Origin of the sequence: Actinophytocola glycyrrhizae (genome assembly GCF_042653545.1) — a bacterium.
Lineage (GTDB): Bacteria > Actinomycetota > Actinomycetes > Mycobacteriales > Pseudonocardiaceae > Actinophytocola > Actinophytocola glycyrrhizae.
This window is the reverse complement of sequence record NZ_JBHSIS010000010.1, coordinates 634536-658543: the sequence shown is the minus strand read 5'-3', so window position 1 is coordinate 658543 and position 24008 is coordinate 634536. Positions and strand designations below refer to the sequence as shown.

At 70.8% G+C, this 24008-nt stretch carries 24 protein-coding genes; 11 read left to right on the top strand and 13 right to left on the bottom strand.

Annotated elements, in window-relative coordinates; genetic code table 11:
* Nucleotides 1-8: 8 nt before the first annotated feature.
* The 5 genes from ACFPCV_RS24845 to ACFPCV_RS24825 all read right to left on the bottom strand — a co-directional run bounded on the left by ACFPCV_RS24845 (nucleotide 9) and on the right by ACFPCV_RS24825 (nucleotide 5145).
* Nucleotides 9-812 (bottom strand): NAD-dependent epimerase/dehydratase family protein, encoded by an 804-nt coding sequence (locus ACFPCV_RS24845; RefSeq protein WP_378058754.1) that lies wholly within the window; start codon nucleotides 810-812, stop codon nucleotides 9-11.
* A gap of 75 nt (nucleotides 813-887) precedes the next feature.
* Nucleotides 888-1787 carry a fumarylacetoacetate hydrolase family protein gene (locus ACFPCV_RS24840; RefSeq protein WP_378058705.1) on the bottom strand — a complete coding sequence of 300 codons (900 nt, stop codon included), beginning with the start codon at nucleotides 1785-1787 and terminating at the stop codon, nucleotides 888-890.
* 185 nt (nucleotides 1788-1972) lie between these two features.
* A complete protein-coding gene (locus ACFPCV_RS24835; protein WP_378058704.1) occupies nucleotides 1973-2788 on the bottom strand; it encodes a PhzF family phenazine biosynthesis protein in 816 nt (271 codons plus the stop codon).
* Between the two features lie 19 nt (nucleotides 2789-2807).
* A complete protein-coding gene (locus tag ACFPCV_RS24830) occupies nucleotides 2808-4250 on the bottom strand; it encodes an aldehyde dehydrogenase family protein (protein ID WP_378058703.1) in 1443 nt (480 codons plus the stop codon).
* A 154-nt stretch (nucleotides 4251-4404) separates the two neighbouring features.
* A complete protein-coding gene (locus tag ACFPCV_RS24825) occupies nucleotides 4405-5145 on the bottom strand; it encodes a hypothetical protein (protein ID WP_378058702.1) in 741 nt (246 codons plus the stop codon).
* 118 nt (nucleotides 5146-5263) lie between these two features.
* On the opposite strand from ACFPCV_RS24825, the gene ACFPCV_RS24820 reads away from it, so the two are divergent.
* Nucleotides 5264-5905 (top strand): TNT domain-containing protein, encoded by a 642-nt coding sequence (locus ACFPCV_RS24820; RefSeq protein ID WP_378058701.1) that lies wholly within the window; start codon nucleotides 5264-5266, stop codon nucleotides 5903-5905.
* Here ACFPCV_RS24820 and ACFPCV_RS24815 read toward each other — a convergent pair.
* Together ACFPCV_RS24815 and ACFPCV_RS24810 are read right to left on the bottom strand one after the other, a co-directional pair.
* Entirely contained in the window at nucleotides 5872-6270 is a 399-nt protein-coding gene (locus ACFPCV_RS24815; protein ID WP_378058700.1) for a YchJ family protein, read from the bottom strand. The genes ACFPCV_RS24820 and ACFPCV_RS24815 overlap by 34 nt on opposite strands.
* A 45-nt stretch (nucleotides 6271-6315) precedes the next feature.
* Nucleotides 6316-7359, bottom strand: coding sequence for a flavin-containing monooxygenase (locus ACFPCV_RS24810; RefSeq protein ID WP_378058699.1), 1044 nt, complete (start codon nucleotides 7357-7359; stop codon nucleotides 6316-6318).
* 148 nt (nucleotides 7360-7507) lie between these two features.
* Here ACFPCV_RS24810 and ACFPCV_RS24805 point away from each other — a divergent pair, with 148 nt between their 5' ends.
* The 3 genes from ACFPCV_RS24805 to ACFPCV_RS24795 are packed head-to-tail and all read left to right on the top strand — an operon-like array spanning nucleotide 7508 to nucleotide 10235.
* Nucleotides 7508-7645 carry a hypothetical protein gene (locus ACFPCV_RS24805; RefSeq protein ID WP_378058698.1) on the top strand — a complete coding sequence of 46 codons (138 nt, stop codon included), beginning with the start codon at nucleotides 7508-7510 and terminating at the stop codon, nucleotides 7643-7645.
* A 35-nt stretch (nucleotides 7646-7680) separates the two neighbouring features.
* Nucleotides 7681-9111, top strand: a complete 1431-nt coding sequence (gene gndA / locus ACFPCV_RS24800) for an NADP-dependent phosphogluconate dehydrogenase (RefSeq protein ID WP_378058697.1) — start codon at nucleotides 7681-7683, stop codon at nucleotides 9109-9111.
* Entirely contained in the window at nucleotides 9108-10235 is a 1128-nt protein-coding gene (locus ACFPCV_RS24795) for an AAA family ATPase (protein ID WP_378058696.1), read from the top strand. Before gndA ends, ACFPCV_RS24795 begins: the two co-directional genes overlap by 4 nt.
* A 730-nt stretch (nucleotides 10236-10965) precedes the next feature.
* Here ACFPCV_RS24795 and ACFPCV_RS24790 read toward each other — a convergent pair.
* The 3 genes from ACFPCV_RS24790 to ACFPCV_RS24780 all read right to left on the bottom strand — a co-directional run bounded on the left by ACFPCV_RS24790 (nucleotide 10966) and on the right by ACFPCV_RS24780 (nucleotide 12639).
* Nucleotides 10966-11190 (bottom strand): DUF397 domain-containing protein, encoded by a 225-nt coding sequence (locus ACFPCV_RS24790; RefSeq protein WP_378058695.1) that lies wholly within the window; start codon nucleotides 11188-11190, stop codon nucleotides 10966-10968.
* On the bottom strand, nucleotides 11150-11995 hold the full coding sequence (locus tag ACFPCV_RS24785; protein WP_378058694.1) for a helix-turn-helix domain-containing protein: 846 nt from the start codon (nucleotides 11993-11995) through the stop codon (nucleotides 11150-11152). The genes ACFPCV_RS24790 and ACFPCV_RS24785 overlap by 41 nt, the downstream gene beginning before the upstream one ends.
* 101 nt (nucleotides 11996-12096) lie before the next feature.
* Complete coding sequence (locus ACFPCV_RS24780) at nucleotides 12097-12639, bottom strand: hypothetical protein (RefSeq protein WP_378058693.1); 543 nt, start codon at nucleotides 12637-12639, stop codon at nucleotides 12097-12099.
* An 83-nt stretch (nucleotides 12640-12722) separates the two neighbouring features.
* Between ACFPCV_RS24780 and ACFPCV_RS24775 the strand changes: the two genes are divergently transcribed.
* Nucleotides 12723-13028: a hypothetical protein gene (locus ACFPCV_RS24775; RefSeq protein WP_378058692.1), complete on the top strand. Its 306-nt coding sequence runs from the start codon at nucleotides 12723-12725 to the stop codon at nucleotides 13026-13028.
* Between the two features lie 65 nt (nucleotides 13029-13093).
* Nucleotides 13094-13999 carry a cation diffusion facilitator family transporter gene (locus ACFPCV_RS24770; protein ID WP_378058691.1) on the top strand — a complete coding sequence of 302 codons (906 nt, stop codon included), beginning with the start codon at nucleotides 13094-13096 and terminating at the stop codon, nucleotides 13997-13999.
* Between the two features lie 829 nt (nucleotides 14000-14828).
* Here the strand turns inward: ACFPCV_RS24770 and ACFPCV_RS24765 are convergent.
* The 3 genes from ACFPCV_RS24765 to ACFPCV_RS24755 all read right to left on the bottom strand — a co-directional run bounded on the left by ACFPCV_RS24765 (nucleotide 14829) and on the right by ACFPCV_RS24755 (nucleotide 17235).
* Nucleotides 14829-15521, bottom strand: a complete 693-nt coding sequence (locus ACFPCV_RS24765; RefSeq protein ID WP_378058690.1) for a DUF305 domain-containing protein — start codon at nucleotides 15519-15521, stop codon at nucleotides 14829-14831.
* Complete coding sequence (locus ACFPCV_RS24760; RefSeq protein WP_378058689.1) at nucleotides 15518-16405, bottom strand: DUF3105 domain-containing protein; 888 nt, start codon at nucleotides 16403-16405, stop codon at nucleotides 15518-15520. The genes ACFPCV_RS24765 and ACFPCV_RS24760 overlap by 4 nt, the downstream gene beginning before the upstream one ends.
* Nucleotides 16406-16512: 107 nt before the next feature.
* Nucleotides 16513-17235 carry a DUF3105 domain-containing protein gene (locus ACFPCV_RS24755; RefSeq protein WP_378058688.1) on the bottom strand — a complete coding sequence of 241 codons (723 nt, stop codon included), beginning with the start codon at nucleotides 17233-17235 and terminating at the stop codon, nucleotides 16513-16515.
* A gap of 81 nt (nucleotides 17236-17316) precedes the next feature.
* Between ACFPCV_RS24755 and argS the strand changes: the two genes are divergently transcribed.
* From argS to thrB, 5 genes are read left to right on the top strand one after another with little or no spacing between them, the layout of a single operon-like run.
* Nucleotides 17317-18984 (top strand): arginine--tRNA ligase, encoded by a 1668-nt coding sequence (argS, locus tag ACFPCV_RS24750; protein WP_378058687.1) that lies wholly within the window; start codon nucleotides 17317-17319, stop codon nucleotides 18982-18984.
* Between the two features lie 3 nt (nucleotides 18985-18987).
* A complete protein-coding gene (lysA, locus tag ACFPCV_RS24745) occupies nucleotides 18988-20424 on the top strand; it encodes a diaminopimelate decarboxylase (RefSeq protein WP_378058686.1) in 1437 nt (478 codons plus the stop codon).
* A complete protein-coding gene (locus tag ACFPCV_RS24740; RefSeq protein WP_378058685.1) occupies nucleotides 20421-21713 on the top strand; it encodes a homoserine dehydrogenase in 1293 nt (430 codons plus the stop codon). Before lysA ends, ACFPCV_RS24740 begins: the two co-directional genes overlap by 4 nt.
* Nucleotides 21710-22801, top strand: coding sequence for a threonine synthase (gene thrC, locus ACFPCV_RS24735; RefSeq protein ID WP_378058684.1), 1092 nt, complete (start codon nucleotides 21710-21712; stop codon nucleotides 22799-22801). The genes ACFPCV_RS24740 and thrC overlap by 4 nt, the downstream gene beginning before the upstream one ends.
* On the top strand, nucleotides 22798-23691 hold the full coding sequence (thrB, locus tag ACFPCV_RS24730) for a homoserine kinase (RefSeq protein ID WP_378058683.1): 894 nt from the start codon (nucleotides 22798-22800) through the stop codon (nucleotides 23689-23691). Before thrC ends, thrB begins: the two co-directional genes overlap by 4 nt.
* Nucleotides 23692-24008 lie beyond the last annotated feature (317 nt).

Here is a 24008-nt window from a genome sequence, read left to right as displayed (position 1 = left end):
CGTTACCGTCAGGTCCGACCGGCCTGCCGGCCGCCGCCGTCCAGGTCCGGGGAGCAGAACGCGCCGCCAAGGCGGCCCAGGTACCGCTCGTCTGCCTGCGGCACCTCGTCGGCGTACACCTCGGCGTCGTCCCGGGGGTGGTAGCCGATGGCCCGCGCCTCCGCCAGGCTCCACCAGCGGCGGGTGTTGTCGGAGACCCCCCACACGACCTTGAAGCCCGGCTCCGGAGTGGACAGTGCCGCCGCCACGAGGTCGGCCGCGTCCCTCGGGGAGAGCCAGGTCTCCAGCATGCGGGTGTCGAGTGGTTTCGCGAAACAGCCGCCGATGCGCAGGCACACCACGTCCATCCCGTATCGGTCGTGGTAAAGGCTGCCGAGCGCCTCACCGGCTACTTTGGACACGCCGTAGTACGTGTCCGGGCGCGGGAACAGGTAGTCCGGGGCCTCCTGGCCGTCCCTGGGGTGGAAGCCGACCGTGTGGTTGGTGCTCGCGAACACCACGCGCGGCACGCCTGCCCGGTGTGCCGCCTCGAAGACCTTGTAGGTGCCGTCGATGTTGACCGACAGGATGTCGTCCCAGGCGTGTTCCGTCGACAGGCCGCCGAGGTGCAGGACCGCGTCCACGTCCTGGCACGCCTCGACCATGGCGGGCAGGTCGGTGACCGACGCCTGGACGCGTTCCGCGCCGTCACCGGTGTCCGGCAGTTCCGCCACGTCCAGTAGGCGCAGGACCCGGTCCGGGTGGGCCAGCAGCGGACGCAACAACGTGCCGACGCCGCCCGCCGCGCCGGTGATCAGAAGACGCACGATCAGTCCCTCCTCAGCTTGCCGTGCCCGCGAACAGTGTCGCCGAACGAACGGCCCGATGCCACGAAAAGACGCTTCAGGTCATCGAGTGTCACCGCGTCTTTCACGGCCGGTCGCCAGCCAGGCCAGGGGTTCCTTGCCGGACACCACCGTGCTCGTCAGGGTGCCGACCTCGCCGACCGTGATCGCGACCCGGTCCCCGGCGGCGAGGGTGAACGGCAGGTCGGGCACCAGCGCGGTGCCGGTCGCCAGCACCACCCCGTCGGGGAACACCTCGGCGCGGAACAGGTAGGCGACCAGCTCGTCGAACCCGCGGCGCAGCAGGGACGTGCTGGTCGCACCGGACCAGACCACCTCGCCGTCACGGTGGATCGTCAGCTCGATCGTGAGGGCGTAGGGGTCGGCGACCTCCCACACCGGCCGGACGCCGGGGCCGACGGCACAGCCACCCAGGTAGATCTTCGCCTGCGGGAGGTAGAGCGGGTTGACCCCTTCGATCGTGCGAGAGCTCATGTCGTTCACGACGGTGTACCCGACGACCTCGGCATGGCGGTTGACCACCAGGCCCAGCTCCGGCTCCGGCACGTCGATCTCGGAGTCGGTCCGCACCGACACGGACTCGCCGTCGCCGGTGACGCGCCAGCTCGCCGACTTGAAGAACAGCTCCGGCCGCTGCGCGTCGTACACGAGGTCGTACACGTCGGCGGCGCGCTCGCTCTCGGTGATCCGGGCCTCCCGCGAGCGCTGGTAGGTGACCCCGGCGGCCCACACCTCCATCCGCTGGTCCACCGGCGGCAGCAGCGCGACGTCGGCGGCCGCGTGGACGGCGCCGGTCGTGGCGAGCGCGGCACGCAGGTCAGCCAGCGGCAGCCCGAGCAACTCGCCGACACTCCCGACCGGCAGCTCGGTGACGGTGTCCGCGGCGCGGACACCGACGGCCGGGCGCTCGGCGCCCGGGGGAACGAAACGAACGATGAGCACGGCTGACCTCGCGTGTGGTGGGATGTCGTCGACCGGAAAGCTGGTTGGTGTCGGTGGGCACGTGCTGGTTACGTCGGACAGGTCCGGTCCCCGGCGCAGCGGCCCGCGCGACACGGTCCTCAGTGGGCTTGTGCGGTGACGGTCCTGCATCGGCAGGGGGTCGGCCCGCGCCGCCGGGCGAGCCCTCAGTCCGGGATCCGCGTCGCCGTGCCGGAGACCGTCACCCTGGCGTCGTCGGGGGAGACCTCGACCGTCAGTTCGCTGCGGCGCCCCATGTCCTCGCCCTGGATGATCGTGAACCTGGACGGGGCCCGGCCGAGTGCCCGCAGGTAGCCGCCGAACGCCGCCGCGGCAGCCCCCGTCGCCGGGTCCTCGACCACCCCACCCGGCGGGAACGGGTCCCGCGCGTGGAACTCCCGGGCACCGGCCTGCCAGAACAGGTGCACGGTCGTCCACCCGGCGCGCGCCATCAACGCCCGCAGCGCGGGGAAGTCGTAGTCCAGGTCCGCGAGCCGGGCCCGGCTCCCCGCCGCCAGCACGAGGTGGTCGTTGCCCGCGAACGCGACGTGCGGCGGCCACGACGGGTCGAGGTCCGACGGCAGCCAGCGCAGCGCCGTCAACGCCGACGTGATCTCCGCGGCCGTGGCAGGCCGGGTCCTCGTCGGCACACTGGTCAGGCTCGCCGTGCCCGTCGTCGTACGAACCGGAATCGCACCCGCGGGCGTTTCGAGAACCAGATCACCCGGACCGTCCCGATCGGCGAGGGCGACCGCCGTCGCGATCGTGGCATGGCCGCAGAACGGGACCTCCGCCAGCGGGCTGAAGTACCGGACGGTGAAATCGGGGCGGGTGCCGCCACAGACGAACGCCGTTTCCGAATAACCCACCTCCGCGGCGATCCGTTGCATCTCCGCGTCGGACAACCCGGCGGCGTCGAGTACGACACCGGCCGGGTTGCCCGTCGTCGGATCGGTGGTGAAGGCGGCATAGCGCAGGACCATGCCCCCAGTATCGAACGCGTCAGTACGGGAACTGGCGCCGGCCTCGGTGGACCGAGATCCACTTCAGCGTCGTGAACTCCTCGAGGCTCCAGTCGCCGTTGAGGCGGCCGAGGCCGGACTGCTTCTCACCGCCGAACGGCACGATCGTCTCGTCGTGGATGGTCGAGTCGTTGACGTGGATCATGCCGGTGTGGATGCGTTTCGCGAGCTCGACGCCGTGGTCGAGGTCGCGGGTGTGTACCGCGCCGGACAGCCCGAACCGGGTGTCGTTGGCGATCGCCACCGCCTCGTCCTCGGTGTCGAACGGCACCAGGCACGCGACCGGGCCGAACATCTCCTCCTGCATCACCGGCATCTCCGGTGTGACGTCGGTCAGCACCGTCGGGTGGAACAGCGTGCCGTTCACCTCGCCGCGCAGCAGCGGCCGCGCGCCTTGCGCGATGCCCTGTTCCACCAGCGCGGCCAGGTTGTCGGCCTGCCGCTGGTTGATCAGCGGGCCGAGGATCGTGGCCTCGTCACGCGGGTCGCCGACCGGCAACGACGCCGCCTTCGCCACGTATTTCTCCGCGAACTCGTCGAACACGTCGCGGTGCACGAGGACCCGGTTGGCCGCCATGCAGACCTGGCCCTGGTGGGTGAAACGGCTGAACACGGCCGCGTCCACCGCCAGTTCGAGGTCCGCGTCCGCCAGCACGATCAGCGCGCTGTTGCCGCCCAGCTCCAGCAGCGGCTTCTTGAAGTTGCGGACCGCCACCTCCGCGACGTGCCTGCCCACCGCCGCCGAGCCGGTGAACGAGATGACGCGCGGCACCGGGTGCTCGACGAACGCGTCCCCGATCACGGGGATCTCGGTGATCACGACGTTCAGCAGTCCGGCGGGCAGCCCGGCCGCCTCGAAGATCTCCGCGATGAGCGTGCCACCGACGATCGGGGTGTCCTCGTGCGGTTTCAGCACGACCCCGTTGCCCGCGCCGAGCGCGGGGGCGACGGATTTCATGCCGAGGAAGAACGGGAAGTTGAAGGGGCTGATGACCCCGACCACGCCCACCGGGTCCCGGTAGACCCGGTTCTCCTTGTCGTCGATGGGGGACGGCAGTATCCGTCCCTCCATCCGCAGCGGGAAGGTGGCGGCCTCCTTGAGCATGTCGATCGTGAGGCCGATCTCGAAGTGTGCCTTCAACCGGGTGCCGCCGAGCTCGTCGATGATGATCTCGACGATCTCCGGCGTGTGGTCCTCGACGTAACGAACCGCCCGCTCGAACACGGTCCGCTTGGCATAGGGGTTCACCCTGTCCCACTCGGACTTGGCGCGTGCCGCGGCCTGGTAGGCATCGTCGACGTCGGCGACGCTCGCGCAGTTGAACTCCGCGATCGTCGACCCGTCGAACGGGTTACGGTCCACCAGGACCTTGTCCATCGCACCGGTGCGCCATTCCCCGGCGATGAATTGCTTGCTCCGCATATGCATCATGCTCCCGTCACGTTTTCCCCAGGTATAGAAACGGTGTGGCTTCGTAACCTATTGGTGGCGGGATCGAGTCGAAAAAGCGGGGTGGCCGGTAACTGACACTAGATCAGGTCAATTGCCGGTGCCATTACCACAGTTTTGCCATCCATTACACGCGATTCGGATCAAAACCCGAGGAATGCAGCCAGCGGTCCGCCGACTTCGCGGCGCGCTTGAGCGCGGAGCGCTCGCCGAGGTAGTCGCCTGCCATCCCGACGACCGGGAGCATGCCGAGCAGGCGGTGGTAGAACCGGCCGTGCGGGCGCTTCTCCAGCTCGCCCTGCACCGCGAGCAGCAGCTTCCCCTGCCGCCACAACCACTTCGCGGCCGGTTTCAGCCCGATGCGGCGGCCAGACGGTGGTTCTGGCGCGGCCTCCGGGTCGTCGGTGCCGTCACCGGCGGCCACGGCCGGGTCCAGTTCGCGGTCGAACAGGACCGAAGCCAGCAGCCGCACCCTGGTGACGCGGTCCTCGACGCCGTGTTCACCGGCGATGGCGCACAGCAGCAGGCCCTGCCCGGCCGCACCGAGCACGTCCTGCAACGGCAGCCGGTCGCCGAGCGCGCCGGCGAGCCCGGTGACGGACGCGGCGAGCGCGGTCAGCTTGCCGACCCGGTTGACCCACCAGTGCGCGCGCTGCTCGACGTTCATGCGCGCCCAGGACGCCGACCCCGGCCACCGCACCTCAGCGAGCCGGCGGCGCACCTTGCGCAGCAGGTTCTGGTCGACCTCCGCGTCGTCCGGCGCCACGTCCGCGTCGATGTCCCGCAGGCGCGGCAGCACGGGCTCACACCCACGCACGAACGTCCGCAGCACGGACGCGACGCGTTCGTCGGTGATGGGATCGGCCACGCGCACCGTGTACCCCGATTCGCGTGCGTGACACCCCGCGCACCACCGGAGCAATGCGGGACTCGATCGGGTGGCAGCCGTTCCGCCGCGACCCGGTCACCTGGCAGCGTCGGAGGGCATGAGACGGATCGCCGCGCTGGTCGCGGGCTTGCTGTTGGTGACCTTCGTCCTCGCGCCGCCCGCACAGGCGGCCCCGCTCTCGCTCACCGAGTGCTCGGCTGAGCTGTACGCGGGGGACGCCCGGCTCGGCCCGGCGCGGCTGCCGAGGCTGGGGAACGTCGGGGCCCAGCTGCGCGGGTACAACCGCACCGGATATCGCCCAGTGGACGTGTTCATGGACCGCTACTACGACGACGGCGGGGGTAGCTGGCGCTACCCGCCCGACGACGGCTACGCCATCGGCCAGGACGGCGAGCCGGTGAAGTGGGAGCAGACGCTGTCGCGCGGCTTCGAGATCGACCGGTACGGCAGCGAGTACGGCGGGTTCCTCGCCCCGGCCGGGCTGCCCTACACCACGCGGTCGATCCCGCCGTCGAACCTGGTCGGCACCCCGGCGGCTGGCTGCAACTACCACCGGTACGAGGTGCTGCGGCCCTTCGACGTGTGGGCGGGCCCGATCGCGCCGTGGTTCTACCAGACCGGTGGCGGGCTGCAGTACCAGCTCGCGGGCGCGCTGGTGCCCGGCGCACCGGCACGGCTCAACGTGTTGTGGCTGGTGGACAACGGTTACCTCGGCCGCGTGGTGTCCCCGTCCACGTAGACCCACCGGCCGTCGACCTTCGTGAACCGGCTGAGCTCGTGCAGGATCCCGGCGTGCGTGACGTGCTGGTAGTGCGCGCGGAACTCGACGGTGCCCTCGACGTGCAGCAGCCCGCCGCCGGTGCTGCCGAGGATCTCCAGGCGCACCCACTGCCGCTCCATGTCGAGGGTGAGCTCGCGCGGTCTGGTGTCGGGGTGCCAGCTTTCCAGCAGGTAGCCGGCGTCGCCGACCGCGAAGGCGCTGTAGCGGGACCGCATCAGCGCCTCCGCGGTCGGCGCGGCCACCGCACCGGAGTGCACGCGGCCGCAACACTCGTCGTAGGGCAGCGGTGTCCCGCACGGGCACCGGTTCGTCGTGGTTGGCACGCCACCATTCTCACCCGTCCCACTATCGGGTGAGGCACACCGGGGTCACGCCACGGCGGCCGGGACGCCGAGCAGCCGCCGGATTTCCCGGACCGCGGTGCGCCCGGCCCGGTTCGCGCCGACCGTGCTGGCCGACGGGCCGTAGCCCACCAGGTGCAGGCGCGGTTCGGCGACCACCCGCGTGCCGTCCATGACGATGCCGCCGCCCGGCGCGCGCAGGCCGAGCGGCGCGAGGTGGTCGAGCGCGGCCCGCCAGCCCGTGCACCACAGGATCACGTCGACGTCCAGTGTCGTGCCGTCGGCCCACGCCACGCCGCCCGCCACCAGCCGGTCGAACACCGGACGCCGCGCGAGCAGGCCTTTCCGCTGCGCCGCCACGATCTCCGGGGTCAGCGACAGCTCGGTCGCGGTGACCACGCTCTCCGGCGGCAGCCCGGCCCGGACGCGTTCGTCGACGCGGGCGATGATCTGCCTGCCGTACTCGTGGGTGAACGGTTCCGTGCGGAACTCCGGTGGCCTGCGGGTGACCCAGAACGTCTCGGCGACCTCGGCGAGCTCCAGTTGCAGCTGCACCGCCGAGGTGCCACCGCCGACGACCAGCACCCGCCTGCCCGCGAACTCGTCCGGACCGCGGTAGTCGGCGGTGTGGAGCTGCCTGCCGTCGAACCGGCCCGGGTAGTGCGGCCAGAAGGGGCGTGTCCAGGTCCCGGTGGCGTTGATCACGGCACGGGCCGAGAAGTCACCTGCCGAGGACTCGACGCCGAGCCGTTCACCGAGGTCGCGGACGGCGGACACGGTCACCGGCCGGTGCACGCGAAGGTCGTGCTCCCGTTCGTAGGCGGCGAAGTACGCGGGCACGGCGGCCGCGGCCCGCTCACCGGGGGCGGGCGGGGTGAACCGCGTGCCGGGCAGGTCGAAGATGCCGTGCACGGTCGCCATCCGCAGCGTCGGCCACCGGTGCTGCCACGCGCCGCCCGGCGCGGGGTTCGCGTCCAGCACCGCGAAGTCCATCCCGGCCCTGCGCAGGAAGTACGCGCTGGACAGCCCGGCCTGCCCGGCCCCGATCACCACCACGTCCGTGTGCGCCATGCCATGCACAACATCAATGGTGGCCAGGACATTTCCCGTCGCGGCGTGGACTGTGCGGATCGGACGGCGTTGTCGTTCCGCACGAGCCATTGTGGTCGAGTAGGGTTCGCATTCCGTGGGCGGCACAACGGAAACGGTGGAATGACCCATGGCCGCACTGACCATCACCATCGGTGCCGCGGTGCTCGTCGTGCTCGTGTTCTACACCGTCCGTGCGCTGCGCAGGGCGTCCCGCCGGATCGACCGGATCCTGGACGAGGAGCTGGACCGGCCGGAGGAGGACTGATGCGTCACGGAGCGTCCTCGGGCAGAGTGGGCACCATGGCAACTCAGGCACAGATCGGTGTCACCGGGCTCGCGGTCATGGGCCGCAACCTGGCCCGCAACCTCGCGCGGAACGGCTTCTCCGTCGCGCTGCACAACCGCACCCCGGCCCGCACCCGGTCACTCGTCGAAGAGCACGGTGACGAGGGTGTCTTCGTGCCGGCCGAGTCGGTGGCGGACTTCGTCGCGGCACTCGAGCGGCCGCGGCGCATCGTGATCATGGTCAAGGCCGGTGGGCCGACCGACGCGGTGATCGAGGAGCTGATCCCGCTGCTCGACGAGGGTGACATCGTCATCGACTGCGGCAACGCGCACTTCGCCGACACGCGGCGGCGCGAGGCGGCACTGCGCGAGCACGGCCTGCACTTCGTCGGCGCGGGTGTCTCGGGTGGCGAGGAGGGCGCGCTGCTCGGGCCGAGCATCATGCCCGGCGGCTCCAAGGAGTCCTACGCCACGCTCGGCCCGATGTTCGAGAAGATCGCCGCGCAGGTCGACGGCACCCCGTGCTGCGTGCACGTCGGTCCGGACGGCGCGGGGCACTTCGTCAAGATGGTGCACAACGGCATCGAGTACGCCGACATGCAGCTCATCGCCGAGGCGTACCACCTGCTGCGCGACGGGCTCGGCGCGTCGCCGAAGGAGCTGGCGCAGATCTTCGCCGAGTGGAACTCCGGGGACCTCGAGTCGTTCCTGATCGAGATCACCGCGGAGGTGCTCGGGCACGTCGACGCCGCGACCGGCACCGCGTTCGTGGACGTCATCGTCGACCAGGCCGAGCAGAAGGGCACCGGCCGCTGGACCGTGCAGACCGCGCTCGACCTGGGCGTACCGGTGACCGGCATCGCGGAGGCCACGTTCGCGCGTGCCCTGTCCGCCCACCCGGAGCAGCGGGTCGCCGCGCAGAAGGCGCTGCCCGGCCCCGGCTCGGTGCCGCAGGCCGACCGCGAGACGTTCGTCGACGACGTCCGCAAGGCGCTGTACGCGTCGAAGGTGGTGGCGTACGCGCAGGGCTACGACCAGATGGCCGCGGCGAGCGCGGAGTACGGCTGGGACATCGACCTCGGCGCGATGGCCACGATCTGGCGCGGCGGCTGCATCATCCGCGCCAGGTTCCTCGACCGCATCAAGGAGTCCTACGAGCACGAGCGGCCGGAGTCGCTGCTGGTCGCGCCGTACTTCCGGGACGCGGTCGCGGAGGGCCAGGAGTCGTGGCGGCGGATCGTGGCGCACGCGGCGAAGGCCGGGATCCCCACCCCCGCCTTCTCCTCGTCGCTCGCGTACTACGACGGGCTGCGCACCGAACGGCTGCCCGCCTCGCTGATCCAGGGCCTGCGGGACTTCTTCGGCGCGCACACCTACCGGCGCGTCGACAAGGAAGGCACCTTCCACACCATGTGGTCCGAGGACAGGCGCGAAGTAGAAGCGTGATCCAGACTCTCGCCGTCGAGAGCTACCGCTCGCTGCGGCAGCTCGTGCTGCCCCTGTCACCGCTGACCGTGGTGACAGGGGCGAACGGCGCGGGGAAGTCGAGCCTGTACCGGGCGCTGCGGCTGCTGGCGGACGCGGCGCTGGGCGGTGCGGTGGCGGCACTGGCTCGCGAGGGTGGCCTCACGTCGACGCTGTGGGCCGGCCCGGAGGGCAAGGTGCGCAAGGGCCGTCCCGTGCAGGGGACCGTGCGCACGAAACCGGTCGCGCTGCGGCTGGGTTTCGGTGGCGACGAGTACGGCTACGCACTCGACCTGGGCATGCCGGTCCCGGCCGAGACCATGTTCGGCCGCGACCCCGAGTTCAAACGCGAGGCGCTGTGGGCGGGCCCGGTGCTGCGCCCGTCGGCGGTGCTGGCGGACCGGGCCAGGAACGTGGTGCGGGCCCGCGACGCCACCGGCGCGTGGGGCGGGCAGACGAAGATCGGCCTCACCGACTCCATGCTGAGCGAGCTGGCCGAGCCGGAGGTGCTGCTGCTGCGTGACCGGATGCGGTCCTGGCGGTTCTACGACCAGTTCCGCACCGACCGCGACGCACCCGCCCGCCAGGCCCGCATCGGCACCCGCACACCCGTGCTCGGCCACGACGGCGCCGACCTGCCGGCCGCGCTGCGGACCATCCACGAACAGGGCGCCGCGACGGAGCTGGCGGACGCGGTCGCCGACGCGTTCCCCGGCTCCCGGATCGAGGTCGTCGACCACGACGGCCGGTTCGGGCTCCGGTTCCACCAGCACGGGCTGCTGCGCCCACTCGACGCGGCCGAACTGTCCGACGGCACGCTCCGCTACCTGCTGTGGGTGGCGGCACTGCTCACCCAGCGCCCGCCGGAGCTGCTGGTGCTGAACGAACCTGAGACGAGCCTGCACCCGGACCTGCTGCCACCACTGGCGAACCTGATCACCACGGCGGCGACCCGCAGCCAGGTCGTGGTCGTCACCCACGCGGCACGACTGGTGGACGCACTGCCGAAGGCGACCGTGCTGACCCTGGTCAAGACCGACAGCACCACCACCGTCGACGGCCAGGGCCTGCTCGACCAGCCGCCCTGGCACTGGCCGGAGCGCTGAGGGCTGACGACCGATTCCGTGAAGGTCATGCGAAGTGAGCCCGGCACGCACGCACCTACCCGGCGGAACATCCGCAAGGCGGACCAGTGCCGTGAAAGGCACTTTCACGGCACAACCGACGCCGTCAACGCGCCTTTCACGGCATTCCGAGGGCGCTGCGCGCCCGGCCCGCGAAGCGGACCTGCCCCCAAAGACGCTTTCGGGACGTGGAGTGCCCCGAAAGGCGCTTTCGGGGCATGGCCGACGTTGTGAGTGTGCCGATCGTGACGCTCACGGTCCCTATCGGCACACTCACGACTGTCGCCACCGACCCGAACGCGTCTTTCGGGACACCTGCACGAGCCCGCGCGTTCGCAAGGCGAGTCGCTGCCCACGGCATGGCCGCGGACGCTGCGTGCCCGGCCCGCGAAGCGGAACCCCGGCCCACGAAGCGGGGCCTTGTCCGCGCAACCCCGATGGTGGCGCCAGCCAACCACAAAGGGGCTCCCTGCCATCCCGTCGACCTGGCGAAGCCCGATCACGCCGTGTCAAGGGGGCCAAACACCCGAATCACAACAGGCACGAATCGGCCCCCTCGGCGCGGTGTGATAGCACCTGGGAGGTCGACGGGATGGCAGGCAGACCCGAACCCAACCGCAGCCGACCCACCCCTCCGCCACCCCAGAGACCTGCCCGTCCGGCGAGGACAAACTCACCAGCCAGACAACACCGACGTCACGGAATCAAGCGTCTAGCGGCGGGTGACGAACGTGCGCCAGGCGCGGGGGTCGAAGGCGAGCGTCGGCCCGGCGATGTTCTTGGAGTCACGGACCGCCACCGCGGCCGGAACGAACGCCACCTCAACACAGTTGCCTTGGGGTTCCTCGCTGAAGCTGCTCTTTCGCCAGGCCACCTCGACGCAGTTGCCTGCGGGTTCAGAACTGAAGCCGCTCTTTCGCCACGTCGTCAGGGGCATCGGGAGATTCCTCCGGTCGGTCGACCTCGCTCGCCATCTCGGCGAGCACCTCCCGCGATTCTCCACTACTCAGGGCGACTTTCGAGAGCCCGGCCAGTTTTCCCTGGTACTTGGCTATGTGCTGTTCGTCGTCGAGAAAGAACCCTGACTCCACGTAGACCAGCGGCTGGTGGTTGTCGTAACGAAAGAACAGGAACGCTCCTCCGAACATCGACTGCGCTCCCAGCGCGGAAGGCACCACTCGAATCGTGACCGTGGGCTGGGCAGCGACCAGCACCAACTTAAGCAGTTGCTCGTTCATCACGCGGTCACCGCCGACCGGCAGACGCAGCGCCTGCTCGTGGATGAAGAACTCGAACGGCCGGTTGTTCAGCAGCCGCTGGCGTTCCATCCGCACCTGTACCCACTCCGCCTTGTCCTGGCCGATGAGCGCGGCGGCGTACTCCTGCGTCTGCAGCATGCCGGGCACGACCAGTGGGTCGTAGCTGGCCGAGAACGCGGCGGTGTTCTCGGCGAAGACCAGCGTGCTGGACCACTTCGACAGCCAGTAGCCCGCCGCGCCGGGATCGCGGCACAGGTCGAGCAGGGCCTCGATGCCCTCGGCCGACACGCCGCAGTGGGCGCCGTAGCGCACGACGTCCACCTCGCTGATGGGGGAGAGACCATGCTCGACCCTGGACAGCTTGCTCGCCGACCAGCCCAGCCGGTCCGCAAGCTCGTAGGCGGGCATGCCCAGGATCTCGCGGTAGTGCCGCAGCTCCTCGGCCAGCTCGCGCGCCTGTGCCGGACTCATGTGCTCGCCCATGCCAGGGACCGTAGACCGGGCAGAGTGGCTGGTCAGGCGTCCGACACGAAAGATCACCCCATCGACGCAACCCCGCGGATCCCTTGCAGTGCCTGCAAGAACTAGCCCTGCGGGGGCGGTGGCGGGTACTGGTAGTACCCGCCCGGCTGGTGGTGTCCGGGTGGTGCGAGCGGTGGTGGTGGCGGTCGGCGGCCGCGGAGCCACACCAGCACCATCAGCCCGGCGAACACGACAGCGCAGACCACGACCACGATCACCGTCGTCGTCGCGGACGAGCCGTCCTCCCGGTCCGCCGCCGCGACGTCGCCGGGGCGGTCGCCGAACAGCCCGGTCAGGTCCTCGGGGGTCGCGTCGAGGCGGACCGCGCCGTTCATCGTGACCAGCAGCTGGTCGAAGTCGTCCTGGTACTTCCTCCACACCACTTCGGCGACCCTCTCGGCGTCCTCGTCGGTCGGCACCGCGTCGGGCATCGACACGTCGATGCTCAGCACGGTGAAACCGTTGGTGGTGTTGTTGTTGATGTTCGTCGCGTCGTAGCCCGCCGACTCCAGGTCGGCACGCAGTTCCCCGAGGTCGGCCAGAGCCGCGCACCCGGCCAGAGCCAGCAGGAGCGCGAGCAGTCCGGCGAGTGCGGCTCTGGCCATAGGACCTCCCCAGTGGACGGTGAGAACCGCAGTATCACCCGTTCCGGCCTCCCGCGAGGGCGGATTGTTCTACTTTCACGCACGTGATGGAGAACTGGCACGTGCTGCTCGAGGAGACCGTGGGCTTCGGCAGGAACTCCTACCGCTGGGTGCTGACGAAGGTGGCGCTGTGCGCGGACCGCGACGAGGCACGCAAACGGGCCTACGCGCTGGCGAAGGATTACCAGCCGCAACACCCGATGTCGCCGCGCGGCAGGCGCGTGTTCCAGGTCGGCAACGACACGTGGGTGGTCCAGGTCCCCGGCACGACGGCCGACTACCACTTCCGCGTGTCCGCGGCGCTGCTCGTCGCGGAGTTCGACAAGAAGGGCGACCTCGGCTCGATCTAGTGTCCGGGTGCCGGTCCATCACCACTCCAGTTGTACTCATGCGCATGTGACTATATGTTGTGGCCATGGGGCACGGACACGGGCACGGAACGCCGATGAGCGCGTCCGGCAAACACGTCGGCCGGCTCGCCGCCGCGTTCACCGTCACCGCGGTGTTCATGGTGGTCGAGGTCACGGCCGGTGTCGTCACCGGCTCGCTCGCGCTGCTCTCCGACGGGGCGCACATGATCACCGACGTGCTCGGGATCGGCCTCGCCCTGGCCGCGATCCTCGCCGCACGGCGCGCCAGCCGCTCCTCCGGGCGGACGTTCGGGCTCTACCGCGCTGAGGTGCTGGCCGCGCTCGCCAACGCCGTGCTGCTGTTCGGGGTCGCCGGATACGTCGTGTACGAGGCGATCACCCGGTTCTCCTCGCCGCCCGCGGTGCCGGGGCTGCCGGTCGTGGTGGTGTCGCTGTTCGGGCTCGCGGCCAATGTGGTGGCCTTCCTGCTGCTGCGGCGGGGCGCGGCGGAGAGCCTGAACCTGCGGGGCGCCTACCTCGAGGTGATCGCCGACCTGGTCGGGTCGCTCGGGGTGCTGGTGTCCGGGCTGGTGACGCTGCTGTTCGGGTGGCGGTACGCCGACCCCGTGCTCGGTGTCGCCATCGGGTTGTTCGTGCTGCCCCGGACGTGGGCGCTCGCCAAACGGTCGTTGCGGATCCTGTTCCAGCACGCGCCGGAACAGGTCGACGTGGACGCGCTCACCGAAGCGCTCGCCGGGTTGCCGGGGGTGGGGGAGGTGCATGACGTGCACGTGTGGACGTTGACCTCGGGGATGGAGGTCGCCTCGGCGCACCTGACGGTCGGACCCGGGTGCGACCAGTCCGCGATCCTCGCCGCCGCGCAGGAGCTGCTGGCTCGGGAGTACCAGCTGGAGCACGCGACCGTGCAGGTCGAGGCCGGTGAGGGTACCTGCCGGGAGCTGCACTGGTGAGCCGGGCTGTGGATGGTGTGCCCGGTGCTGGCGGCTGGATTGTTCGGCGCGGTTCCTCGGTTTGTTGTCCCACTTGGGTCTTCGGGGTGTTTCTCGAGTGTTGGTGTTCGGTGGTGGCGGCGGATTTTACGGGCGGCCCCTCACGTGTCAAGGGCGCCTTCGGCGTCGCTTCGCGATGGCTTCGCCCACCCTTGACACGTGAGCCTCCGCCGCCCTGCAGGGGCCCTTGTGGGCAGGGCTGGCGCCCTGCCCAGAGGATGTCCGCCGCCACCACCGAACCTTCTGGGTGGTTCCGTTCGGGTGGGGTGCGTTGGGGCGGGGTGCTTTGCCCTTTCAGGGCGGGCCCGCTACGCGGGGGCTTTGCCCGCTTCGCGGCTTTCGCCCTGCGGGCGCTGCGCGCCCGCGCGCAGCGTGTCCGCGTAGCGGGGCCGGTCGTTGATCAACGGAACATATGGGACATCGGCGGTGCCGTGAATGGGCCATTCAGGGCGCTGGGCGCCGTGAATGTGCCATTGAGGGCATGTCGTGTGCCGTGAACGCGCCTTTCGCGGCGTGCCCGCTTCGCGGGCTTCGCCTGCCCGCTTCGCCCGCAGGGCGGCGCGGTCCGCGTAGCGGGGCCGGTCGTTGATCAACGGAGCATTTGGGACATCGGTGGTGTCGTGAATGGGCCGTTCAGGGCGCTGAGCGCCGTGAATGTGCCATTGAGGGCATGTCGTGTGCCGTCAACGCGCCTTTCACGGCGCGCCCGCATCGCGGGGCTCGCTTCGTGCGCAGCGGGTCGATGGGGTGCTCAACCCGCTTCGGGTAAGTCCCTCTGGCAGTGACCCGGTTACGGGAACGGGAGTGGCTGGGCGCCGCGTTCCGCCAGGTAGCTCTTCATCAGGTTGGTTTCGCTTTCCTGGCTCTGCACGATCTTGTCGGCCAGGTTGCGGACGTAGCCCTTCGCGGCGTGGTCGGCCGCGTACTGGGCCATCTCCAGGCCGCCAACGTGGTGGCGGAGCATGAGCTGCAGGAAGAACACGTCCAGCTCCTTGCCCGTCAGGGTGCGGAGCTTGTTCAGTTCCTCCGTGGTGGCCATGCCCGGCATGCGCTGTACGGGGCCCGTGGTCGTGCCGCCCTCGCCGTTGCTGTGGGTGTGGGTGCCGTTCTCGCTCATCCACTGCATGTACGGGGCACCCGCCTCCGGCAGCTGTGGGTGGCCCCACACGGTGAGCCACCCCGCCATCTCGCTCGACTGGGCCAGCTGGGTGGACTCCACGTCGAAGGCGAAGCCCCGCAGGACCGGGTCGGCGGTCTTGTCACGCTCGATGCCCGCCATCGTCACCGCCTGCAGGTGGTGGACGCGCATGTCGTGTGCGAAGCCGACGTCGACCGACTCCGCGCTGGGGAACGCGTCGTCAGCACCGCTGCGCGCGGAGTTGATCAGCATGCCGCCCGCGGCGCCCACCAGCAGCACGGCGACCAGGGCCGCGATCAGGATGAACGTGCGGCTGCCGCTGGACGACGGGGCCGCGGAGGTCACTGGCTGGGCGGCGGCGTGGCCGCACCCGTCGGGACCTCGGCGCCCGTGGCGGGCGCGGTGGGCTCGCCAGCGGGCGGGGCCTGCATGCCGCCCTGCTCCTGCGCCGACTCGTCGACCGCGCCCTTGCCGTCCATCGTGACCGTGGTCGGGTCGTCCTTGGCGGGCGGCTCGGCCACGAACGGCGGCGGGTTGGTCACGTCGAACCCGGTGCCCTGGACGTCACAGCGGCCGCCCGGCTCGGGGTTCTGGTAGTTGTTCTGCCGCAGGCTCTTGATGAACTGGTCGACGCGCTCGTCGTCGGCGTTGCTCAGCTTGAGCTGGTGGCCCCACGACTGCAGCGAGATCGGCTTGTCCAGGCCCGGGTAGGGGGACATCAGCATGTACGGCTGGCCCTCGACCTTCGCCTTCAGCGTGTCCAGCGCCTTGCCCTTGACCTGGTCGGGGTTGTAGGCGATCCACACCGAGCCGTGTTCGAGCGAGTGAACCATGTTCTCGCTGCGCACCGGGTTCGGGTAGACCGTGCCGTTGCAGTCCGCCCACGACTGGTCGTGCGGGCCGCCGAACGGGGGGCTCTGGTCGTACGCGACGCGCTGCTCGCCGGTGACGTGCTGGCCTGCGTCGTAGGTCTCGCGGACCACCCCGCCGATGTTGACCGACGGGTCCTGGTTCTCCTCGGAGACGACCCACTTCTCCTTCGCGTCGATCTCCATGAACGCGTAGGTGAAGACGCCGGCCGCCAGCGCGACGACGGCCACGATCGCGGCGATCATGCCCCAGGGCTTGGGCTTGCGTGCGGAGCCGACGACAGAACGCCGGGCCTTGTTGGCACTGTTGCTCTTGCCCTTGGGCTTGCTCGCGCCCTTGCTCTTCGTTCCGCTCGCCATGCCGGTGCCGGTCCTCGTCTCAACTACAGGAACACAGGGAGTCTCCGACCGCCCAGTGTAAGGACACCGTGTCAGATGGGTGTCAACGGAGGGTGGTCACAGTTTCGTCACCCGCCGCCGACGGGCGCCGCACCAGGGCCGGGAGGGCCCGCCTCGAACGGGGGCGGGTTCGTCGCGTCGAACTCCGGGCCGACCGAATCGCACGGGGCGCCCGGCTCCGGGGTCGTGTACTCGTTCTCCCGCAGCGCGGCGATGAACTGGTCGATCCGCTCGTCGTCGACGTCGTCGACCTTGAGCTGGTGGCCCCACGACTGCAGCGACACCGCCTTGTCCAGGCCGGGGTAGGGCGACATCATCAGGTACGGCTGGCCGTCGACGCGGTCCACCAGCGCCTGGCGGTCCTCGCCGGTCACCTGGTCGGCGTCGTACGCGATCCACACGGCGCCGTGCTCGAGCGAGTGGACCATGTGCTCGTTGCGCACCGGGGTGTCGTAGACCACACCGTTGCAGGTCGCCCACACCTGGTCGTGCGCGCCGCCGTCCGGCGGGGCCTTCACGTACGCGACGCGCTGGCCCGGCGCGGCGTGCTGGCCGACGGGATACTCGGTGATCTCGACGCCCTCGATGTCCTTCGACGGGTCCTCGTTGTCCGGGCCCGGCACGAACCCGGACCCGGCCGAGGGGGCCTGCTCCGACGTCCCGGCCGCCGCGCCCTCGGAGGAACCGGAGGAAGCGCCGTCGTCACCGGAGCGCTCCACCGAGCACCCCGCTGCGGCGACGAGGACAACCGCGATGGCAGCCATGGGGCCGACCCGGAATTCGATGGCCACGCAGGTCCTCCAGAGGTCAGCATCGTCGATATGGCCGAGGCGACTCTATCGGGTCCACACCCGCTACCTAGACTTCCCGGGGTGACTCCCGCAGCACTTGCCGACCTGGTCCGCGCTGTCGCAAGCGACGTGCTGACCAGCCGAGACCTGGACACTTCCGCCCTGCCGCCCGCCGTGACGATCGAGCGACCCCGCAACCCCGAGCACGGCGACTACGCGACGAACCTCGCGCTGCAGGTCGCGAAGAAGGTCGGCGTGCCGCCGAGGGACCTGGCGAACTGGCTGGCCGAGGGCCTGGCGGGCCAGGACGGCATCGCCGGCGCCGAGGTCGCGGGCCCCGGTTTCCTCAACCTCCGGATCGCCGCGGACGCGCAGGGCGACATCGTCCGGCAGGTGCTCACGCAGGGCGAGACCTACGGCCACGGCGACCTCATGGCGGGCCGCAGGATCAACCTGGAGTTCGTCTCCGCGAACCCGACCGGCCCGCTGCACCTGGGCGGCACCCGCTGGGCCGCGTCGGGCGACGCGCTCGGCCGCGTGCTGTCCGCGCAGGGCGGCGAGGTCACCCGGGAGTACTACTTCAACGACGCGGGCCAGCAGATCGACCGGTTCGTCCGGTCGCTGATCGCGTCGGCGAAGGGCGAGCCGCCGCCCGAGGACGGCTACGCGGGCACGTACCTGTCGGACGTCGCCGCCGAGGTGCTGCGCAGGGAGCCGAGCGCGCTGTCCATCGCCGACGAGAAGGAACGCGCCGAGGTCTTCCGCAAGATCGGCGTCAACCTGATGTTCGACGAGATCAAGGCCGACCTGCACAACTTCCGCACCGACTTCGACGTGTACTTCCACGAGGACTCGCTGCACCGCTCCGGCGCGGTGGGGGAGCTGGTCGAGCAGCTCAAGGAGAAGGGCCACCTCTACTTCGACGACAACGCCTGGTGGCTGCGCACGACCGAGTTCGGCGACGACAAGGACCGCGTGGTCATCAAGAGCGACGGGCAGCCCGCCTACATCGCCGGTGACATCGCCTACTTCCGCGACAAGCGGCAGCGCGGCTTCGACCTGTGCATCTACATGCTCGGCGCCGACCACCACGGCTACATCGCCCGGCTCAAGGCGGCCGCGGCGGCGCTGGAGGACGACCCGGACACCGTCGAGGTCCTGATCGGCCAGATGGTGAACCTGGTCAGCGACGGCAAGCCGCTGCGGATGAGCAAGCGAGCCGGGACGCTCGTCACGATGAACGACCTGGTCGACGCGATCGGCGTGGACGCGGCCCGCTACGCGCTGATCCGGTCCTCGGCCAACGCCACGATCGACATCGACCTGGACCTGTGGTCGCGGCGCACCAACGACAACCCGGTGTTCTACGTGCAGTACGCGCACGCCCGGCTGGCGTCGCTCGCGCGCAACGCCGCCGAGCTGGGGCTCGCGGTGCCGGACAAGGACACCGAGCTGGACCTCGGTCTGCTGTCCCACCAGCGGGAGGGCGAGCTGATCCGCACGATCGGCCAGTACGCGGAGATCCTGCGCACGTCCGCCGACCTGCGGGAGCCGCACCGCATCGCCCGCTACCTGGAGGAGCTGGCCGGTGCGTACCACAAGTTCTACGACGCGTGCCGCGTCCTGCCGCAGGGCGACGAGGAGGCCACCCCGCTGACCGCGGCCCGCCTCGCGCTGTGCGTCGCCACGCGCCAGGTGCTCGCCAACGGGCTCGGCCTGCTGGCCGTCGACGCCCCGGAACGGATGTAGACCATGAGGGCGCATCCGGCGGGACCCCGGCACGCAGAGGTGCTCCTGCCCACCAACACGGCGGGCTTCCGGCCCTCCGACGTGGCCGAGCTGGACGTGCTGAACGCGGAGATCTGGCCGCGCAACGCGGCGCGCGGCGAGGACGGCGTGGTCCGGCTCGCCGGCGTCGACGTCCGTGACCTGGCCCGCGAGTACGGCACGCCGCTGTTCGTGATGGACGAGGACGACTTCCGGTCCCGCTGCCGCGAGCACGCCGCCGCGTTCGGCGACCCGGCGCTCGTGCACTACGCGGCGAAGGCGTTCCTGTCCGTGCGGATCGCGCGGTGGGTGGCCGAGGAGGGCCTCTCGCTCGACGTGTGCAGCGGCGGTGAGCTGGCGATCGCGTTGCGCGCGGACTTCCCGCCGGAGCGGATCGCGATGCACGGCAACAACAAGTCGGTCGCGGAGCTGACCGACGCGGTCGAGGCCGGGGTCGGGACGGTCGTGCTCGACTCGTTCTTCGAGATCGCCCGGCTCGACCAGATCGCGCGTGAGCGCGGGATCGTCCAGAACGTGCTGGTGCGGGTGACGGTCGGCGTCGAGGCCCACACGCACGAGTACATCGCCACCGCGCACGAGGACCAGAAGTTCGGGTTCTCGCTCACCGGTGGTGCGGCGGCCGAGGCGGTGCGGCGGGTGCTGCGCGCGCCGGGTCTGCGGCTGACCGGCCTGCACAGCCACATCGGCTCGCAGATCTTCGACGCGAACGCGTTCGAGCTGTCCGCGCACCGCGTGATCGGGTTGCTCGCGGATCTGCACGCCGAACACGGCGCCGACGCGATGGCGTCGGTGACCACCGTGGACCTCGGCGGCGGCCTGGGCATCGCCTACACGGCCGAGGACGACCCGCCGCCGCCCGGCTGGCTCGCCGAGCAGCTGCGCAACATCGTGGCCAAGGAGTGCGAGCAGGCAGGACTCGAGCTGCCGAAGATCGCGGTCGAGCCGGGTCGCGCGATCGTCGGCCCCGGCACGGTGACGCTGTACGAGGTGGGCACGACCAAGGAAGTCGAGCTCGGCCACGGGTCGTCGCGCCGGTACGTGAGCGTCGACGGCGGCATGAGCGACAACATCCGCACCGCCCTCTACGACGCGCTGTACGACTGCAGGCTGGTGTCGCGGTCCAGCGCGGAGGGGGAGCGGGGCGCGGCGGCCACGCTGTCCAGGGTGGTCGGCAAGCACTGCGAGTCCGGCGACGTGGTCGTGCGGGACTGCTGGCTGCCCGAGAACCTCACGCCGGGCGACCTGATCGCGGTCGCCGCGACCGGTGCCTACTGCTACGCGATGGCCAGCTCCTACAACCGGCTTTCGCGCCCGGCCGTGGTCGCCGTCCGCGACGGGGAAGCGCGCCTGTTGCTGCGCAGGGAAAACCTGGACGACCAGCTGCGCCTGGAGGTCTCATGAGTCAGGAGGGGCGAAAGCCCATCCGGGTGGCGATGCTCGGCTGCGGCACCGTCGGTTCGCAGGTGATGCGGATCCTGCACGAGCAGGCCGACGACCTCGCGGCCCGCGTCGGCGCCCCGGTCGAGCTGGCCGGGGTGGCGGTGCGCCGCCCGAACCGCCACCCGGACGTCCCGCCGCACCTGCTCACCACCGACGCACAGGCGCTGGTGGCATCCGATGTGGACGTCGTGGTCGAGGTCATCGGCGGCATCGACCCGGTGCGCGAGCTGCTGGTTTCCGCGCTCAGCAAGGGAAAGTCGGTCGTCTCCGCCAACAAGGTCCTGCTCGCCGAGCACGCCGCCGACCTGTTCGCCGCCGCGGACTCCTCCGGTGCGGACCTCTACTTCGAGGCCGCCGTGGCCGGTGCGATCCCGCTGGTGCGCCCGCTGCGCGAGTCACTCGCCGGTGACCGCATCAACCGCGTGATGGGCATCGTCAACGGCACCACCAACTTCATCCTGTCCGCGATGGACGCGACCGGCGCAGGCTACGCGGAGACCCTCGACGAGGCGGCCAGGCTCGGCTACGCGGAGGCGGACCCGACGGCCGACGTGGACGGCTACGACGCCGCCTCCAAGGCCGCCATCCTCGCCTCGATCGCCTTCCACACCAGGGTGACCGCCGCCGACGTGTACCGCGAGGGCATCTCGGCGGTCACGCCAGCCGACATCGCGGCGGCGAAAACCCTTGGCAGGACGATAAAACTGCTCGCCATCTGCGAGCGCGTGAACGGCAGCGTCGCGGTGCGCGTGCACCCGGCGATGATCCCGCGCACGCACCCGCTCGCCAGCGTCGGCGGCGCGTTCAACGCGGTGTTCGTCGAGGCCGACGCGGCCGGTTCGCTCATGTTCTACGGCCAGGGCGCCGGTGGCGCGCCGACCGCGAGCGCCGTGCTCGGCGACCTGGTCGCCGTGGCACGCAACAAGGTCAGCGGCGGCCGCGGCCCCGGGGAGTCCTCCTACGCCGCGCTGCCCGTCGTGCCGGTCGCGCAGGTGAACACCCGCTACCACGTCAGCCTCGACGTCGCCGACCGCGCGGGTGTGCTGTCGTCGGTCGCCTCGGTGTTCGCCGAGCACGACGTGAGCATCGCGGCCGTGCGCCAGCAGGGTCGGGGCACGGACGCGAGCCTGGTGATCGTCACGCACTACGCGCCGGACGCGGCGCTGAGGTCCACGGTGGACAAGGTGGCCGGCCTGCCTTCGGTGCACGAGGTGGCCAGCGTGATGCGGGTAGAAGGAGAAGCACCATGAGCGGAGCGTTGTCGCAGGCACCTGCGGGTGTGCGACCGGGGTGGCCGGGCGTCATCGCCGCCTACGCGGACCGGATCGAGCTGCCGGAGGGCGCGAAGCCGGTGACGCTGCAGGAGGGTGGCACCCCGCTGGTCGAGGCGCCGCACCTGTCGGAGCTGACCGGCTGCCAGGTGTACCTGAAGGTCGAGGGCGCGAACCCGACGGGCTCGTTCAAGGACCGCGGCATGACCGTCGCGATGACCTACGCGCTCGCGTCCGGCGTGGCGGGCGTGATCTGCGCGTCCACCGGCAACACGTCCGCGTCCGCCGCCGCCTACGCCGCCCGCGCGGGCCTGACCTGCGCGGTTCTCGTGCCCAGCGGCAAGATCGCGAAGGGCAAGCTCGCGCAGGCCGTCGTGTACGGCGCGCGGATCCTGCAGATCGACGGCAACTTCGACGACTGCCTCGAACTGGCCCGCAAGACCTCGGCCGAGTACCCGATCGAGCTGGTCAACTCGGTCAACCCGGTGCGGCTCGTCGGTCAGCAGTCCGCCGCGTGGGAGATCTGCGACACGCTCGGCCGCGCGCCCGACGTCCACTGCCTCCCCGTCGGCAACGCGGGCAACATCACCGCGTACTGGAGCGGCTACCGCGCGTACGCCGCCGACGGGGTCGTCGGGTCGCTGCCGAGGATGTTCGGTTTCCAGGCCGCGGGCGCGGCGCCGCTGGTGCACGGCAAGCCCGTGCCGGACCCCGACACCATCGCGACCGCGATCCGCGTCGGCAACCCCGCCTCGTGGACCCGCGCCGTCACCGCCCGCGACGAGTCCGACGGGCTCATCGACGCCGTCACCGACCAGGACATCCTCGCCGCGTACCACCTGCTCGCCCGCAGGGAGGGCGTGTTCGTGGAGCCGGCGTCCGCCGCCGCCGTCGCGGGCCTGCTGGCGGCCGCGGCGGACGGTCGCATCCCGAAGGGCTCGCTCGTGACCTGCACGGTCACCGGACACGGCCTGAAGGACCCCGACACCGTGCTCGCCGAGATGGCCCCCGTCGAGGCGATCCCGGTGGAGCCGCACGCGGTCGCGCACGCGCTCGAACTGGCATGACCCCCGGTTCGGTCCGCGTCCGGGTACCGGCGTCCACCGCGAACCTCGGACCCGGTTTCGACGCGCTCGGCATGGCGCTGTGCCTGCACGACACCGTCGAGGTGACCGTGACCGGCGCGGCGGTCCGCGTCGAGGTCACCGGTGAGGGCGCCGGTGCGGTGCCCACCGACGAGAAGCACCTCGTGGCGCGTGCGCTGCGTGCCGGTGCGGACGCACTCGGTGTGGCGCTACCGGGTGTGCTGCTGCGGTGCCACAACGCGATCCCGCACGCCCGCGGGCTCGGCTCGTCGGCCGCCGCGATCGTCGCCGGGGTCGCCGCCGCCTACGCGCTGGCCGGCAAGGAGCTCGACGAGCACGCGCTGCAGGTCGCCGCCGAGTTCGAGGGACACGCCGACAACGCGGCCGCGTCCCTGTACGGCGGGCTGGTCCTGGCCTGGTCGGAGGGGGTGCGGTACCGGGCGGTCCGGCTGGAGCCGCACCCGGGGCTTGCTCCGGTCGTGCTGGTGCCGGACACCCTGTCCGCGACGTCTGTCACGCGTGGATTGCTTCCCGGCAACGTTCCGCACACCGACGCCGCGTTCACCGTCGGGCGCTGCGCGCTGGCGGTGCACGCGCTGACCGCGCGGCCCGACCTCCTGCTGCCGGCCACTGAGGACCGTCTGCACCAGGACTACCGCGAGTCCGCGTGGCCCGAGACCATGCGAATGGTTCGTGAACTCCGCGAGAACGGGGTCGCCGCAACGGTTTCCGGTGCGGGCCCTACCGTGCTCGCGTTGCCGTCGGGCGGGTCGCTGCCGTCTCGAGTCGACACCGCGGGGTTCACCGTGCGCGCGCTCCCGGTCGACCGGACCGGTGTCGTGGTCGAGCCGGGTGGAACAAACAGCAGGTAGCCCGCGTTGTAAGGATGTGCCACGCCGGGTGGCCCCGGTTGTTGCACGCCGAAGGGTGTGCGTCTACCCTCAGGGGCGTTCAGTCACCGCGCGTACGGGCGCCCGGTGTCGTTCCCGAGGATTTTCTTTTCCTCGGGTCGCATCTTCCGTTCAGTCGGCGACTCGGCCCATTCCCGGTCGGAGTCGACGTTGGCGGGCACCGAAACCAGTGGTGACCGAAAGCTCCGCGTTGGCGAGGCCGCGGAGCACGCCGTCTCGGTTCGACGAACGGCGGTCCGCTGGTTCACGGGTCCACCTCAGGAGGCGGGGACCTGGTC